The 15,689-nt window shown below is 65.5% G+C and carries 13 protein-coding genes; 3 read left to right on the top strand and 10 right to left on the bottom strand.

Annotation, left to right across the window (positions count from 1 at the left end):
- Positions 1-44 precede the first annotated feature (44 nt).
- From ACT53M_RS16795 to ACT53M_RS16785, 3 genes are read right to left on the bottom strand one after another with little or no spacing between them, the layout of a single operon-like run.
- Positions 45-1,373, bottom strand: a complete 1,329-nt coding sequence (locus ACT53M_RS16795; RefSeq protein ID WP_476234847.1) for a sensor histidine kinase — start codon at positions 1,371-1,373, stop codon at positions 45-47.
- Positions 1,374-1,380: 7 nt separating this feature from the next.
- Entirely contained in the window at positions 1,381-2,106 is a 726-nt protein-coding gene (locus tag ACT53M_RS16790; protein ID WP_476234846.1) for a response regulator, read from the bottom strand.
- A gap of 49 nt (positions 2,107-2,155) precedes the next feature.
- A complete protein-coding gene (locus tag ACT53M_RS16785) occupies positions 2,156-2,539 on the bottom strand; it encodes an OsmC family protein (RefSeq protein WP_476234844.1) in 384 nt (127 codons plus the stop codon).
- A 250-nt stretch (positions 2,540-2,789) separates the two neighbouring features.
- Between ACT53M_RS16785 and ACT53M_RS16780 the strand changes: the two genes are divergently transcribed.
- A complete protein-coding gene (locus ACT53M_RS16780; RefSeq protein ID WP_476234843.1) occupies positions 2,790-4,469 on the top strand; it encodes an outer membrane beta-barrel protein in 1,680 nt (559 codons plus the stop codon).
- Between the two features lie 65 nt (positions 4,470-4,534).
- Positions 4,535-5,230: a response regulator transcription factor gene (locus ACT53M_RS16775; protein ID WP_476234842.1), complete on the top strand. Its 696-nt coding sequence runs from the start codon at positions 4,535-4,537 to the stop codon at positions 5,228-5,230.
- Here the strand turns inward: ACT53M_RS16775 and ACT53M_RS16770 are convergent.
- From ACT53M_RS16770 to ACT53M_RS16740, 7 genes are all read right to left on the bottom strand, one after another.
- Entirely contained in the window at positions 5,212-5,895 is a 684-nt protein-coding gene (locus ACT53M_RS16770) for a response regulator (RefSeq protein WP_476234840.1), read from the bottom strand. The two genes, ACT53M_RS16775 and ACT53M_RS16770, sit on opposite strands and share 19 nt — an antisense overlap.
- Positions 5,892-8,561 (bottom strand): DUF4118 domain-containing protein, encoded by a 2,670-nt coding sequence (locus ACT53M_RS16765; RefSeq protein WP_476234839.1) that lies wholly within the window; start codon positions 8,559-8,561, stop codon positions 5,892-5,894. The genes ACT53M_RS16770 and ACT53M_RS16765 overlap by 4 nt, the downstream gene beginning before the upstream one ends.
- On the bottom strand, positions 8,558-9,157 hold the full coding sequence (gene kdpC / locus ACT53M_RS16760) for a potassium-transporting ATPase subunit KdpC (RefSeq protein WP_476234838.1): 600 nt from the start codon (positions 9,155-9,157) through the stop codon (positions 8,558-8,560). Before kdpC ends, ACT53M_RS16765 begins: the two co-directional genes overlap by 4 nt.
- Before the next feature lie 87 nt (positions 9,158-9,244).
- A complete protein-coding gene (kdpB, locus tag ACT53M_RS16755; protein WP_476234836.1) occupies positions 9,245-11,272 on the bottom strand; it encodes a potassium-transporting ATPase subunit KdpB in 2,028 nt (675 codons plus the stop codon).
- Positions 11,273-11,406: 134 nt separating this feature from the next.
- Positions 11,407-13,110, bottom strand: a complete 1,704-nt coding sequence (kdpA, locus tag ACT53M_RS16750) for a potassium-transporting ATPase subunit KdpA (protein ID WP_476234834.1) — start codon at positions 13,108-13,110, stop codon at positions 11,407-11,409.
- Positions 13,111-13,121: 11 nt separating this feature from the next.
- Positions 13,122-13,211 carry a K(+)-transporting ATPase subunit F gene (gene kdpF, locus ACT53M_RS16745; protein ID WP_476226898.1) on the bottom strand — a complete coding sequence of 30 codons (90 nt, stop codon included), beginning with the start codon at positions 13,209-13,211 and terminating at the stop codon, positions 13,122-13,124.
- Between the two features lie 108 nt (positions 13,212-13,319).
- Entirely contained in the window at positions 13,320-13,607 is a 288-nt protein-coding gene (locus tag ACT53M_RS16740; protein WP_476234832.1) for a hypothetical protein, read from the bottom strand.
- A 143-nt stretch (positions 13,608-13,750) separates the two neighbouring features.
- On the opposite strand from ACT53M_RS16740, the gene ACT53M_RS16735 reads away from it, so the two are divergent.
- A complete protein-coding gene (locus ACT53M_RS16735) occupies positions 13,751-15,643 on the top strand; it encodes a potassium transporter Kup (RefSeq protein WP_476234830.1) in 1,893 nt (630 codons plus the stop codon).
- Positions 15,644-15,689: the final 46 nt, after the last annotated feature.

Here is a 15,689-nt window from a genome sequence, read left to right as displayed (position 1 = left end):
GCGCTATCAGCAAACCGCGCAGACGGCTAGGTATCCCGTTCAAACTACGCCGGAAGTTGTACCCGCGCACGCAGACCGCCACCGATGCGGTTGCGCAGCGTTATCTCGCCGCCATGGGCCCTGGCCACCGCGCGCGCGCTGGTCAGGCCCAGCCCCATACCGCCGGTATCGCGGTTGCGGGAACCCTCGCTGCGGAAAAAGGGATCAAACACACGCTCAAGCTGCGCTTCCGCAATGCCCGGCCCTTGATCGCGCACTTCGATCACCACCTGATGCGCCTCGCGCGTCAGCTGCACCTCGGCACCGCCCGCATACTTGACAGCATTCGATACGAGATTGTTGAGCAGGCGCTTCAGCGCCACCGGATCACCGGTGATCACCACCGGATCGCCGGGCTCCAGCGCAACTTCTTCGCCGCGGTCGTATGCCTCATCGATCACCGTTTCCACTAGCGAGCGCAAATCGAGCTGGCGGCGCACGGCAGCATCGCCGCGGTCGCGCACATAGGCCATCACGGCAGAAATCATCGCCTGCATTTCGCGTATATCGCCCTCGCACGCGCTGCGAACCTCCGGGGGCGCCGCTTCCAGCCGCAGCCCCAATCGCATCAGCGGCGTGCGCAGATCGTGTGCGACGGCGGCAATCATCATCGCGCGATCCTCGACATAGCGGTTGAGGCGTGCCTGCATCCGGTTGAGCGCACGGGCGGCATCAGCAATTTCGGGGGGGCCAGTCAGCTCCAGTGGCGGTGCCCGCGGATCACGGCCCAGTCGATCCGCCGCAGCGGCAAAGGCACCGATCGGCTTCGCGAAACGCTGCGCCAGCGTCCAGGCGAAGGGCGCGACAGCAATCGCCGACAGCAGCAGCCAGAGCAGCACGAACCAGCGCCATGGCTCACCGGTTTCGGCGCTCACCACGATCCATCGCCCGCTCGGCAGGCGCGCCTGCGCGGTGAAATCGCTCATGATCACCACATCGCGCGCGGCAGCGGCACTAAGAAACGGGGGCGTCGGCGGAACGCTCGAGGGATCATAGTGCGGCTGGCGCTGCAATGGCGGCGGCGGGAAGCTGACGATCACATACGAATCAGGTACGCCCAGCACTGCTGCGAGCGCCTTCTGGATACGTTCGGCACGCGGGCTCCAGGGGGCGGGCTTGCCCTGGGCAACGATGTGGACGTCGAAAAGCTCATGGCCGGAATGCGGCTGCTGCATCGCCTGGGCAACTTGGCCGACGGTATAGAGCTTGGCCTTGGGCGCCTGCACCGCGATCAGCGCCGCCAGGTTTAGCAGCTGCACGACCGCGACACAGAAGAGCATCAGGAGGAAGATGGTCAGGAACAGCGGCGAGTCCGCCCCGCCCGCCTTCCTCACGCGCGCCTCACGCCCGCGCCACACGCGGCACGAACAGATAGCCTTCGTTACGCACGGTGCGGATGATTTCGTCAGCGCCCGAACGCAATTTGCGCCGCAACCGGCTTACCTGCACGTCGATCGCCCGGTCATAGGCATCCGAGTCGGGCCCACGCGCGGCCGCCAGCAGTGCCTCGCGCGTCAGCACCCGCCGCGGCCGCTCGATGAAAACGCGCAGCACCGCAAATTCGCCATCGGTCAGTCCTACCAGCACGCCATCGGGATCGAACAGCTCGTGGCTGCCCAGATCGATCCGCCAACCCTCAAAGCTATAGACGTCGCCGGGCGGCGGCGGCGCGATCGCGCCACGCTTGCGCAAAGCGGCACGCACGGTCGCCAGAATTTCGCGGGGGCTGCACGGCTTGGGCAGATAATGGCTGGCACCGACTTCCAGGCCCAGAATACGGTCCTGCTCCTCGCCCAGCGCGCTCAGCAGGATCACGTCGGGACCATCCTGTCGCGAAATGCGGCGACAGGCAGAAAGCCCGTCCTCGCCGGGCATCATCACGTCCAGAATGACCAGATCGACCGGCGTATTCGCAAGGATCTGGTCCATATCGCGAACGTTCGCAGCAGTCTCCACCTTATACCCACGCGCGCCCAGGCTGTTGGCCAGCAGCAACCGGATGTCGTGATCGTCATCGACGACGAGCAACGTCGCCGAATCGTCTGTTACCGGATGAGCTTCCTGCATCGCTTATTCGCCTTGTTGGTGATTCCCCTTCCCGCGTCGGCGGTATAGGTCATCCCAGTCGAGTATCAATCGGCAACCCATTTTTCAGGGTCAGGGTCACCGGCGTGCGCTCGGCGATTTCCGCGAGCCGCGCCGCCTGCGCGCCATCGACCCCGGCGAACACCAGCACCCGTTCGATCCGCAGCTTTTCGCCCTGGCCGTGCAGGAACAGCCGTACCTCCACCGTCTCCAGCGGCCAGGCCTTGCGATCAGCATACATGCGAAGCGTGATCGCAGTACACGCGCCCAAGCTGGCGAGCAGCAATTCATAAGGGGCCGGGCCGGTATCGCTGCCCCCGCGCGAGACCGGCTCGTCGGCGGTCAGGGCCCGCGTGCCCAGGTCGATCGCAGTGGAATAGCTGTCGCGCCCGACACGGGCGATGGCGTGCGTCATGGTCGATCCCCGGCTTGCACCGCACTGCGATAGTGGAATGCGTTGAAATTGCCAGCCTTTGCCGCTCGACGAGGCCACGGATGGGCGCAAAGGCCACAGGTGTAATCTTCTGTAATTTATGGGTTCATTACGCCGACGGCGACATCTCCCCAGCGCTTCTTAACGGGCGACGCTGCTAGGCGGCTGCCGCTCGATCGCTTCGCACCGACAAAGCGGAACGCGAGGCTCGATCGCATAAAAGGGAACACCGATGACGATTACTGCAATTGGCCTCGCCGCCAGTCTCACGCTTACGCAGGGGCCCGCTAGCGATGGCGCAACGCGCCCGATAGCTGATCCGGTCGCAGCGACGGCCGACCAGACGCAAAATGCGCCCGCCAACCCCGCTGCCCCCGCAGCCCCGGCGAGCACTCCTGTCGCGCCGGTGCAGGTGACGGATGGGGCGTTGGGGACTAGAGTCATTGGTCGCTTTTTCCGCTATCAGGCGGCAGAGATGGGCAAGGTCGCATCGCCGATTTCGGACCCCAATGCACCTGCTGGCCGCCGTGACGGCTGGACGCCGCAGCCCGTCAACGCACCGCCGATGCCGTTCACCGAATGGCCCTATGGCGGCGCGACCAGCCTGGGCGTCAATCGCCCCAATTCAGTCGACAGCCCGCTGATGGTGGCGATTGCCCATACCGGCCTGGGCGAAGCGATGAGCAAGGCGCATATCCAGGTCTATGGCTGGGTCGATGTCGGCGGCAATATTTCCACGTCGGATCGCCGCCAGGGCAACCAGCCCGCAGCGTACGACTATAACCCCAACGGGGTGCAGCTCGACCAGACCGTGCTCTATGTCGAGCGCACGCCCGATACCGTGCAGACAGACCATTTCGACTGGGGCTTTCGCATTTCGGCGCTGTACGGCGGCAACTATCGCTACACCCTGTCCTACGGACTGTTCTCCGGCCCCTATCTCAACCGCAATGCGTCCAACGGATTCGACATGCCGATGGTCTATGGCGACCTCTATTTCCCCAAGGTCGCCAAGGGGCTGGAACTGCGCGTCGGCCGCTTCATTGCCCTGCCCGATATCGAAGCGCAGCTTGCGCCGAACAACTATATGTACAGCCACTCGCTGACCTACAGCTTCGACAACTACACCAACACTGGCATCCAGGCGACGCTGGCGCTGAGCAAGAATCTGTTCGTCCAGCTGGGCCTGACCGGCGGCAGCGACACCGCGATCCTGAACATGGGCAAGCACATCGCCAACCCGTTCCCCAGCCCGCTCTATCCGGGCAAGACGTTCCGCAAGGATCCGGGCGCCCAACCCTCGTTCACCGGCTGCATCCGCTACCAGACCGACACCGCGCGCGATGCCCTCTATGCCTGTGCCGATGCGATCAACACCGGCACCTGGGGCTATAACAACCTGCAATGGCTGGGTTTCACCTATTACCACAAGTTCACCGACCAGTGGCATGTCTCGTTCGAGACCTATAATCTGTACGAGACAAAGGTTCCCAACAGCAACAATCCGGTCGTTCAGAACGCGGCGGCCAATGGCGGCACGCCGTTCGCCAGCCTGGCGTTCAATGCGCCGAACATGGCCCAGTGCCATGACAGCACCGTGCTGACCTGCACGGCCAAGGCATTCGCGATGCTGGCCTACACGAACTACCAGCCGACGCCCCGCGACAATATCTCGCTGCGCACCGAATATTATAATGACGAGGAAGGCCAGCGGACCGGCGTCGCGACGCGCTACTATGACATCGCGATCGGCCTGCAACATTGGTTCAGCCCGCAGATCGAGATGCGGCCGGAAGTCGCCTATTATCGCTCGATCGACGCCAATGCCTTCAACGGCAATGCCGCTCTGGGTGTCGCCCCGAACAAGAACCACCAGCTGGTACTTTCCGGCGACGTGATCCTTCACTTCTAGTCGATGTCGCCGGGGCCGACCGTTCGGCCCCGGCGCATTTCCCAATGCAATCCAGGGAACCGCCCTTGCGGATTCTGCTTGTCTTTCCGCCCCGAGCGATCCCGCCGAAGCTGAGCGGCCACCTCGCCGCCGCGGGCTTCGATCTGGAGCATAACGCCAGCCTTGCAGAGGCACGGGAACGCCTTGCCGATGCCTGGCCGGACTGCCTGCTGCTCAGCCGCAAACAGCGTGACGGCGACGCCATTACGCTGGTGGATGAGCTACGGCGTACCGGGCGGCCGCTACCGATCCTGATCCATGATCCGGGCGCTTCGGCAATGACGCGCATCGCCGGACTGGACGCTGGTGCCGACGATTATCAGGCGCAGTGGTGCCTGCCCGATGAGATCGTGGCCCGTCTCAGGGCGCTGGTCTCCCCTTTCGACCACATCCACGGATCGGAGATCCGCTGCGGTCCACTTGTATTCGACACCTTCCAGCAGCGCGCGTCGATGCACGGCAAGCCGCTGGACCTCAGCTTCCGCGAAACCCAGATGCTCGCGCTGCTCGCACGCCGCGCCGGAATGGTCGCCAGCGCGCCCTATATCGAATCGCAGCTCTTCGGGTCTGAAGCGATGCTGGGGTCGAACGTCGTCGCCGTTACCATCCACCGCCTGCGCGCCAAGTTGCGCGAAGCCGGCGGCGATGTCCGGATCGCGACCGTCAAGGGGATCGGCTACCGGCTGCAGGCAGAGCCGGCGCTTCAGGCCATCAGCCGATAGCCGACGCCGGGCTCGTTGCGGATCAGGAGCGGGCGCGCTGGATCGTCTTCCAGCTTGCGACGGACGCCGCGCGCCGCGACGCGCAGATATTCCACATCGCTTTCATGTCCCGGCCCCCACACATTGCGGAGCAACTGGGCGTGCGTCACGACCCGGCCGGGATGGAGCGCCAGTTCCGCAATGAAGCCGAATTCCTTCGGCGTCAGATGCACTTCCTCGCCTTCCCGCCGAACCAGCCTGGCGTCGAGGTCGATTTCCACCGTGCCGATCCGCACCACCGGCGCGCCGGCTTCCCGGGTCAGCCGATGGCGCAGCGCGGTGCGGACGCGCGCCAGCACTTCTTCGGTATCGAACGGCTTGGTCACGTAATCATCGGCGCCAAGGTCCAGCGCAGTGACCTTTTGCTCGGTTTCGTCGCGTGCCGAGACCACCAGCACCGCCACGCCGGCCGCCTTCAGCAGCGGCACCAGTTCCAGCCCGTCCCGGTCGGGCAGGCCTAGGTCGAGCAGCGCGACCTCGGGCTTGTCGATGTGCAGCGCATTCAGCGCCTCGCGCGCGGTGCCCGCCTCTACCACCTTATACCCGGCGCGGGTCAGGCTGGTCGCGAGCAAACGGCGGATCGCCGCCTCGTCATCGACGACAAGCAGGCGGGCAGCGGGGTTCATTCGGCGTCTCCGGTCCTCAGCAGATGCGCCTCGTCGAAACGCAGGGTGAAACAGGCGCCGCCGCCCTCGGGGCGGTTGGACGCCGTCACGGTAAGTCCCATCGCCTCGGCAAAGCCCTTGACGATCGCCAGCCCTAGCCCGGTGCCGCCCTTGCGGTCCGATCCTTCGATCCGGGTGAAGGTTTCGAAGATGCGCGTTTCCTCGCCCGGCGGCAGGCCCGGCCCCTCGTCACGCACGTCGAGCGCGAGGCCGGAGGATAGCCGCCGTGCCGCAACCGTGATCGGCGCCCCCGCCTCACCATATTTGGCGGCGTTTTCGAGGAGATTGATCAGGCAGTGGTGGAACAGCTGCGGATCGACGCGGACCAGCGGCAATTCGGGCGATACATCCAGCCGGATCGGATGCCCTTCCAGCACGCGGCGCAGGTCGTGCACGGCCGACGCAATGGCTTCAGCCAGATCGACCGGCTCGATCGTCTGGTGCAAGGCGCCCGCTTCGATCCGCACCATGTCGAGCAGATTGGCGACGAAGCGGTTAAGCCGTTCCGCCTCGCCACGGGCAGCGGCGAGCTGTTCGGCCTGGGCGGGACTTTCAGCCTCCAGCCCGGCGAGCATTCCCAAGATGGTCGTAAGCGGCGTGCGCAGATCATGGCTGACGGAGGACAGCAGCGCCGCGCGCAACCGGTCGCGTTCCTGCAACTGGGTGATCGTCGCCATCTCCGATTCCAGTCCGATCCGTTCCAGCGCCAGCGCCGCCTGGTCGATCAGGCTCATCAGCAGCGGCAACTGGTCGGGCCGGATCGGCTGGCCGGCATCGGGGCTGGCGATGCCGAACACCCCCAGCACCCGCCCGCCTGCCGCGAGCGGGTGGAACAGCCATTCGCTTGCCGTCAGCGTGTCGGATCCACGCCCGGCCGGCTTGTTATGCTCGAACGCCCAGCGCGCTGCGGCCTGCTCCAGCATTTCCAGCCGATCCTCGGCCGGATAGGCCGCTGCCAGCCGCAGTCCCTCAGGCCCCGGCAGCAGCAGCACCGTATTGGCGTCGAGCATCCGCGCCACTTCCGCACACAGGGTCTGGCCCAGGTCCGCATATTTGCTGACACCGGTCAGCAGTCGAGCAAAGCCGGCGAGCGAGCTGTTCTGCGCCGCGCTGCGCTGGGCGAGGTCCGCCTGCACCCGCACCCGCGCCGCGAGCTGGCTGCTGACGATGCCGACACCCAGCAGCACCATCACCGTCAGGATGTTGCGGGGATCCTGGATGGTGAACGTGTGGGTCGGCGGAATGAAGAAGAAGTTATAGGCGAGCGACGAGACCAGCCCGGTCACGATACCGGGCCAGAGGCCGTAGCGGGTCGCCGCGACCATCACCGGCAGCAGGTAGAGCAGCCCGATATTGACCAGCGTGCCTTCGGGAAACACAACCCCGAGCAACGTTACGAGTGCGGTCAGGCCCAGTGACACCAGATAGGCTTCGGCCGAGCCAAAGGCGATCCGCCGGCGTTCGCGGCGGCCTTGATCGGCTTCGCCGCCACTGAGCGGCAGGACATGCACGGCGACGCCCGGCGTTTCGCGCACCAGCCGGTCGACCACCGATCCGTGGCGCAGCTCGAACAGGCGCGAACGCGCTGACTTGCCTACGATCAACTGCGTCGCCCGCGCCTCGGCGGCAAAGCGCTTCAGCCCCTCGATTACGCTTTCGGCGGGTACACTCGCGACCTGCCCGCCCAGCTGGCTCGCCAGATGTAATGTAGAGGCGATCCGCGCTTCGTCCGCTGCATGCAGCGTTCCGCTTCGGGCGGTTTCGATATGCACCGCCGTCCAGGGCGCACGCAGCGCATCGGCGGTGCGTTTGGCGGCGCGCACCAGCTCGGCCGATCCGGGCAGTTCGCTCACCGCGACCACCACGCGCTCGCCGCCGGCCCAGGTGCCGGCCAGCGCGTGCGCCCTGACATAATCGAGCATCTGGGCATCGACCGCCTGCGCCGCCCGCCGCAGCGCCAGCTCGCGCAGCGCCGACAGGTTCGATTTGGAAAAGAAATGGCCCAGCGCCCGCGTCGCTTCCTCGGGCACATAGACCTTGCCGTCCTTCAACCGCTCGATCAGTTCGTCGGGCGGAATGTCGACGACTTCGATCTCGGCAGCTTCGAGCACCCGGTCGGGCAACGTCTCCCGCACCCGCACGCGGGTGAACGATGCAACAACGTCGTTCAGGCTCTCGATATGCTGGATATTGACGGTGGAATAGACGTCGATCCCCGCCGCCAGCAGTTCCTCGACATCCTGATAACGCTTGTCGTGGCGGCTGCCCGGAGCGTTGGTATGGGCAAGCTCGTCGACCAGCACCAGTTGCGGGCGGCGGGCGAGGATCGCGTCGAGGTCCATCTCCTCGATGCGGCGGCCCTGATAGTCGACAGCGCGGCGCGGCACGATCTCGAAACCGTGCGTCATCGCCTCGGTCTCGGCGCGGCCATGGGTTTCAACGACGCCGATCACCACGTCGATGCCGGCGCGGCGGCGGGCCATGCCGTCCCCCAGCATCTCATAGGTCTTGCCCACCCCGGGCGCCGCACCGAGGAATACCTTCAAACGGCCGCGGCCCTCCTGCGCGGCTTCGCGCAGAAAGGCCTCAGGCGACGGGCGCTGATCGGGGTCGGGACGGGAATTCACTTAGCGCTATGTGCCTCGCCCGCCCCCAGCCTGTCGAGGGCCAGATTGAGCGCCAGGACATTGACGTGCGGTTCGCCGATAAAGCCGAGCAGCGGCTGTTCGGTCTGGGCCGCAACCAACGCTTGCACTTGCTTCACGGGCAGGTGCCGCACCTCGGCAACGCGAGCTGCCTGAAAAAGAGCCGCCTCGGGGCTGATGTCGGGATCGAGCCCCGAGGCGGAGGTCGTCACCAGGTCGGCGGGAACCTGACCTCTTGGTGCGATACCCAGTTTGGCGACATCGCCCTTGATACGATCAGCCAGCGCCTGGCTGGTCGGGCCGAGGTTGGAGCCCGACGAAGCCGTGGCGTCATAGCCATCCTTGCCCGCGGCCGAGGGGCGCGGATGGAAATAGCCGGCACCGTTGAAATTCTGGCCGATTAGTTCGGAACCGACCACGCGGCCCTTTTCGGTGACAAGGCTGCCATTGGCCTGATGCGGGAAGGCAAGCTGGCCCACGCCGGTGATCGCGGCAGGGTAAGCGAGCCCCAGCAACAGCGCGAACAGCACGGTCAGCACCACGGCGGGGCGGACGGCAGAGGTAAGATCGTTGAGCATCGTAGTTTCCTTTGTCCCGTCCCGCCTGCGTTCCCCTTGCGCGTGGCGGGGGCAGCGGCGGGGAGGGAATAATCGCGTTGAAGAGCCTCAGGCCAATCCCAGCCCGGTGACGGCAAGGTCGATCAGCTTGATCCCGGCGAACGGGGCAATCAGCCCGCCCAGCCCGTAGATCGCGAGATTGCGTGCCAGCAGCGGGCCCGCCCCGATCGCGCGATACTGCACGCCCTTCAGCGCCAGCGGCACCAGGCAGGGGATGATCAGCGCGTTGAAGATGATCGCCGACAGGATCGCCGACTGCGGGCTGGCCAGCCCCATCACGTTCAGCACGCCAAGGCCGGGGTAGAAGGCAATGAACATGGCCGGGATGATGGCGAAATATTTCGCCACGTCGTTGGCGACCGAGAAGGTCGTCAGCGCGCCGCGCGTCATCAACAGCTGCTTGCCCAGACCGACGATCTCGATCAGCTTGGTCGGGTCGCTGTCCAGGTCGACCATGTTGCCCGCCTCGCGCGCAGCCTGGGTGCCGGTGTTCATCGCCACGCCGACGTCCGCCTGGGCCAGCGCCGGCGCATCGTTGGTGCCGTCGCCGCACATCGCGACCAGCTTGCCGCCCTGCTGTTCCTTGCGAATCAGCGCCAGCTTGTCCTCAGGTGTGGCCTCCGCGAGGAAGTCGTCCACGCCTGCCTCGGCAGCAATCGCGGCGGCAGTCAGCGGGTTGTCGCCGGTGATCATCACCGTGCGGATGCCCATCCGGCGCAGTTCGGCAAAGCGTTCACGCACCCCGGCCTTGATCACGTCCTTCAGCGCGATCACGCCCAGAAGCCGGCCGTCCTGCGCCACTGCCAGCGGCGTCTGGCCCGAGCGGGCGATTGCGTCGGTCATGGTGCGCAGCTCGGTCGCAGCGGCGCTGTCGCCCAGCCCGGGATTGGCGCGAAGCACTGCGTCCACGGCGCCCTTCTGGATCAGCCGCTCGCCCAGCTGCACGCCGGAGATGCGGGTCTGCGCAGTGAACGGAATAATTTCCGCACCAGCCGGCAATTCGCGTTCGGCGACGCCGAATTTCTCGCGCGCCAGCACCACGATCGAGCGCCCCTCGGGCGTTTCGTCGGCAAGGCTTGCGAGCAGTGCGGCGCGGGCGAGATCGTCCACCGAGATGCCCGAAACCGGGCGGAACTCGCTCGCCTGCCGGTCGCCGATGGTGATCGTGCCGGTCTTGTCGAGCAACAGCGTGTCGACATCGCCCGCAGCTTCGACCGCGCGGCCCGACTTGGCGAGCACGTTGAAGCGCACGAGCCGGTCCATGCCGGCAATGCCGATCGCCGAGAGCAGCGCCGCAATCGTCGTGGGGATCAGCGTGATGAGCAGCGCCGCGAGGATCGCCACCGGCACGCTGCCGCCGGCATAGCGGGTGAAGCCCGGAATGCTGCCGACCGCGATGAGGAAGATGATCGTCAGTCCGACGAGCAGGATGGTCAGCGCGATTTCGTTCGGCGTCTTCTGCCGCTCTGCGCCTTCGACCAGGGCGATCATGCGATCGAGAAAACCCTGGCCGGGATCCTGCGTCACACGGACCTTGATGAAGTCGGAGATCACGCGCGTGCCCGCCGTCACGGCGGAGCGGTCGCCGCCCGCCTCGCGGATCACGGGCGCGCTTTCGCCGGTGATGGCGGCTTCGTTCACGCTGGCAACGCCTTCGATCACCTCACCGTCGGCCGGGATCAGGTCGCCGGTTTCGACCAGCACGATCTGCCCCTTGCGCAGCCGCGCGGCGGCGACGACTTCAATGCCCGATGCACCCACCAGCCTTTTGGCGGTCAGCTCGGACTTAGTCGCCCGCAGCGACGCGGCCTGGGCACGCCCGCGCCCTTCGGCCAGCGCCTCGGCAAAGGTGCCGAACAGCACGGTCAGCCAGAGCCACACGATCAGCTGGATCTGGAAGCCCAGGGGCAAATGCTCGCCGCCCAGCGCCAGCAGCACCGTCAGCAGCAGCGCCACCACCGCGGTGGTGAACAGCACCGGATTCTTGACCAGATCGGCCGGATGCAGCTTGCGGAAAGCGTCGCCGATCGCCGGCCCGATCAGCTTTGCCGAAAAGATGGAAGAGGCAGTCGACATCGATTCTACTCCAGTTCCCCCTCGTTCGCAGGGGACGGACACCGCCTGGGCGGCGAAAAACGGGGTGAGGGTGGGCACCTACAGGGGACGACGTCGCACCCACCCTCCCCCTCTCCCGACGGGAGAGGGATTCGTCAGAACAATTGGCCGTGCAGCATCGCGAGGTGCTCGGCGATCGGCCCCAGTGCCAGGCCGGGCAGGAAAGTCAGCCCGCCGACCACCAGGATGATGCCGACCAGCAGCCCCACCCACAGCAGCCCGGTCGTCGGGAACGAGCCTGCGCTTTCGGGGTGATACTTCTTCGCCGCCAGGCTGCCGGCGATCGCCAGCGCAGGAACCAGCATGAAGAAGCGGCCGATCCACATCGCCACCGCCAGCAACCCGTTGTAGAAGGGCGTGCCCGCGGTCAGCCCCGCAAAGGCCGAGCCATTGTTGCCGGTCGCCGAGCTGAAGGCATAGAGTATCTCGCTGAACCCGTGGGGCCCCTTGTTGAGCGGCCCGGCCAGCCCGTCGGGCAGCACGGCGGCCAGCGCGGTGAAGCCGAGGATCATCAGCGGCAGCACGGCAATGGCCAGCACCGCCAGCTTCACTTCGCGGCCCTCGATCTTCTTGCCAACATATTCAGGCGTACGGCCGACCATCAGGCCCGCAACAAACACGCTCAGCAGCGCAAACAGCAGGAAGCCATAGATGCCCGATCCGACGCCGCCGACGACGATCTCGCCGAGCTGGATGTTGAACATCGGGATCATTCCGCCGAGCGGCGTGAAGCTGTCATGCATCGCATTGACCGCGCCGCACGACGCCGCCGTGGTGATGACCGAGAACAGCGCCGAAGCAGCCACGCCGAAACGGACTTCCTTGCCCTCCATATTGCCGCCGGCAAGGCCCATGGCGTGGTGGATCGGGTTGCCCGCCGCTTCCTGCCAGTAAGTGATGCCGACGCCGGCGAGGAACAGCACCATCATCGCCGCGAGCAGCGCCCAACCCTGGCGGGTGTTGCCCACCGCCTTGCCGAAGGTCCAGGTCAGACCGATGCCGATCAGGAAGATCGACAACATCTGCACGAAATTGGTGAGCGCCGTGGGATTCTCGAACGGGTGCGCCGAATTGGCGTTATAGAAGCCGCCGCCATTGGTGCCGAGCATCTTGATCGCTTCCTGGCTGGCGACAGGGCCGACCACCAGCGTCTGGTGCGCGCCTTCCAGCGTGGTCAGATCGATCGTGCTGGCAAAGGTCTGCGGCACGCCGCTCGCGAGCAGATAGAGCGCATAGACCATGCTGAGCGGCAGCAGCAGATACAGGGTGACGCGCGTGCAATCGGCCCAGAAATTGCCGATGCCGTTCGCCTGCCGTCGGGCAAAGCCGCGGAACAGCGCAAACGCCACCGCAATACCGGTTGCCGCCGACAGGAAGTTGTGAATCGCCAGTGCCATCATCTGGCTGAAGTTCGACAGCGCCGCCTCACCCGAATACCATTGCCAGTTGGTGTTGGTGACGAAGCTGATGCCGACGTTCATCGCCCCGTCGGGGGTGAGGTTCGCCAGGCCGCGCGGATTCATCGGCAGCACCGTCTGCAGGCGCAGTAGCGCATAGGTGAATAGCGTCAGCACCAGCTGGAACAGCAGCAGGTGCACAGCATAGCGGCGCCAGCTCTGCTCGACATCCGGGTTGATGCCGGCAAGGCGATAGAAGCCGCGCTCGACCGGCGCCAGCACGCGGTGGAACGGCGTGCGGCGCCCTTCATAGAGGGCGAAAAGCCACAGACCGATCGGCTTGGCGAGCGCAACGGCGATGGCAGTGAAAGCGAGGATGAGCGCCCAGCCCTGGATAGTCATGGCAGGCCCTTTCAGAACCGTTCGGGCCGTACGAGGACGGCAACGAGATAAGCGAGAAGGCCCAGCGCAGTGAGCCCGGCGAGCGCGAGATCGAGCGTCATCGGATGCCCCTCCTCACGCCTGGTCACACAAACGGACAAAGGCGAGCGTCAGCAGGAACAGCCCTGCCAGTACGCCCACCCACAAAAGATCGGACATGGTCTTGGTCCTCAATCGGCAAAGGGTACAAAAGCGCGGTCAGGCACGGGGATCAGACGGAACAGCCCCGGGCCTTCGATCAGAAAGGCCCATCCCAAGCACCAGCCGACCACGGCGAGTAGCGCCATGGCGAACACGGCAAGACCTGGGCCAGCGGGTACGGGATGGGCCAGCACGCGGTGCAGCCAGATGCCCGCCCAGGCGCATAGCCCGAGCAGCACCGCCCCAAGCGCGCGCACCGCGATCTGAAATTTCCAGCCCGGCCTTTCCGCCGCCAGGCGCTGCAGGATCGCCGCCATCGCCGCCGCTCCCAATTCCCGTGGATGATGCGGAGCGCTGTGACCGCGATTGCGATTAAGGTTCCACGGGGAAGAGTGGCCTTCGCATAAAGAAGCTATAAAGTTTGTGGTCGCGCACGCGCGCGGCGCCTAGAGGCGGGATCATGGACGACGTACATCCGCATTCCGACGCAGATTCCCATCAGGACGGACTTGCCACCCTCGCCATCGGCGCGATCGGGGTGGTGTTCGGCGACATCGGAACCTCACCGCTTTATGCGCTGAAGGAAAGCTTCATCGGCCACCACAAACTCGCGGTCGACCCGACGCACATCTTCGGCGTGCTGTCGCTTGTGTTCTGGACGATGATGCTGATCGTCACCGTCAAATATGTCTTCATCATCCTGCGCGCCGACAACAAGGGGGAAGGCGGCAGCCTGGCACTGCTCGCGCTAATCGGCGCGCGGCTACAGGCGCGGCGCTGGATCGCGCTGATCGGGATGCTGGGCGTGCTCGCCACGGCGCTCTTCTATGGCGATGCAATCATCACGCCGGCCATTTCAGTGCTGTCGGCGGTCGAAGGGCTGGCGGTGGTGCAGGATGGACTAACGCCGCTGGTGCTGCCGATCACCATTGCCATTCTGGTCGGCCTGTTCGCGATTCAATCGCGCGGCACCGCCACCGTCGGCAAGCTGTTCGGGCCGGTGATGATCGTCTATTTCGCGGTCCTGGCAGTGCTCGGCGTGATCGGCATCGCCCATGCCCCGCGTATCCTGTGGGCGCTCAGCCCGCATTATGCGCTGGCCTTCTTTCAGCTTAACCCGACGCTCGCCTTCCTCGCGCTGGGCTCGGTGGTGCTGGCGGTGACGGGGGCCGAAGCGCTGTATGCCGATATGGGCCATTTCGGCCGCAAGGCGATTTCGATCGCGTGGCTCTACATCGCCTTTCCCTGCCTGATGCTCAATTATCTGGGTCAGTCGGCGCTTTTGCTCGAACATCCCGAAGCGATCGAGAACCCCTTCTTCCTGATGGCGCCCGACTGGGCCCGACTGCCGCTCGTCATCCTTGCCACTATGGCGACCATCATCGCCAGCCAGGCAGTGATTTCGGGGGCGTTCTCGGTCACACAACAGGCTGTCCAGCTCGGCTATCTGCCGCGCCTCAAGATCCGCCACACCAGCGCCAAGGCAGCCGGGCAAATCTATGTACCGCTGGTCAACTGGCTGCTGCTGGCGCTCGTCATTCTGCTGGCGCTAGGCTTCAAGAGCTCGAGCAACCTGGCTGCCGCCTATGGCATCGCTGTCACCGGCACGATGTTCATCACCGCCTGCATGCTGGGCGTGCTTACATTCGCAGTGTGGCGCTGGCCGCCGGTGGTGGCAACGCTCGTCACCGGCGGGTTCCTGGTGATCGACGGCGTTTATTTCGCCTCGAACGTCACCAAGATTCCCGATGGCGGCTGGTTCCCGCTGCTAATCGCGGCGATTGCTTTCACCGTGCTCACCACCTGGGCAACCGGGCGCAAGCTGGTGCGCGAGCGGCTGCACGAAGGCGCCATGCCGATCGAGCTGTTCATCCGCTCGGCCTGTCATGCAGTGCCGCGCGTGCCCGGCACCGCCGTGTTCCTGTCCTCGACCGCCGACGACATTCCCCCGGCATTGCTGCACAACCTCAAGCACAACCGGGTGCTGCACGAGCGGGTGGTGGTGCTGACCGTCGCGATCGAACCGGTGCCGCATGTCCGCAGCCAGGCCCGCACCGAAGTCGCGCAAATGGGTGAAGGTTTCTACCGCATCATCCTCCATTACGGCTTCATGGAGGATATCGACGTGCCCGCGGAGCTGGCGCGGATCACCGATGCCGGGGCGCCGTTCAAGCCGATGGACACCAGCTATTTCCTGGCCCGCCAGACGCTGATCCCGTCGCGCCGGCCGGGGATGGCGATCTGGCGCGAAAAGCTGTTCGCCTGGATGGTGCGCAACGCCGAAAGCGCAATGGAATTCTTCAAGCTGCCCACCAACCGCGTCGTCGAACTGGGTAGCCAGGTGGAAATATAAAAGGCGCGCTGCAGTTCCCCGCATCGCTTTTTCCGTCCGCCGATTC

It is taken from the genome of Sphingomonas sp. DMC6, assembly GCF_056314225.1.
This window is presented reverse-complemented; position numbering and strand designations above follow the sequence as displayed.

Coding starts and splice junctions, on each gene's coding strand:
- ACT53M_RS16790 (WP_476234846.1), bottom strand. CDS start 2,106: ATGCAGGAAGCTCATCCGGTAACAGACGATTCGGCGACGTTGCTCGTC.
- ACT53M_RS16785 (WP_476234844.1), bottom strand. CDS start 2,539: ATGACGCACGCCATCGCCCGTGTCGGGCGCGACAGCTATTCCACTGCG.
- ACT53M_RS16780 (WP_476234843.1), top strand. CDS start 2,790: ATGACGATTACTGCAATTGGCCTCGCCGCCAGTCTCACGCTTACGCAG.
- ACT53M_RS16770 (WP_476234840.1), bottom strand. CDS start 5,895: ATGAACCCCGCTGCCCGCCTGCTTGTCGTCGATGACGAGGCGGCGATC.
- kdpC (WP_476234838.1), bottom strand. CDS start 9,157: ATGCTCAACGATCTTACCTCTGCCGTCCGCCCCGCCGTGGTGCTGACC.
- kdpB (WP_476234836.1), bottom strand. CDS start 11,272: ATGTCGACTGCCTCTTCCATCTTTTCGGCAAAGCTGATCGGGCCGGCG.
- kdpA (WP_476234834.1), bottom strand. CDS start 13,110: ATGACTATCCAGGGCTGGGCGCTCATCCTCGCTTTCACTGCCATCGCC.
- kdpF (WP_476226898.1), bottom strand. CDS start 13,211: ATGACGCTCGATCTCGCGCTCGCCGGGCTCACTGCGCTGGGCCTTCTC.
- ACT53M_RS16740 (WP_476234832.1), bottom strand. CDS start 13,607: ATGGCGGCGATCCTGCAGCGCCTGGCGGCGGAAAGGCCGGGCTGGAAA.
- ACT53M_RS16735 (WP_476234830.1), top strand. CDS start 13,751: ATGGACGACGTACATCCGCATTCCGACGCAGATTCCCATCAGGACGGA.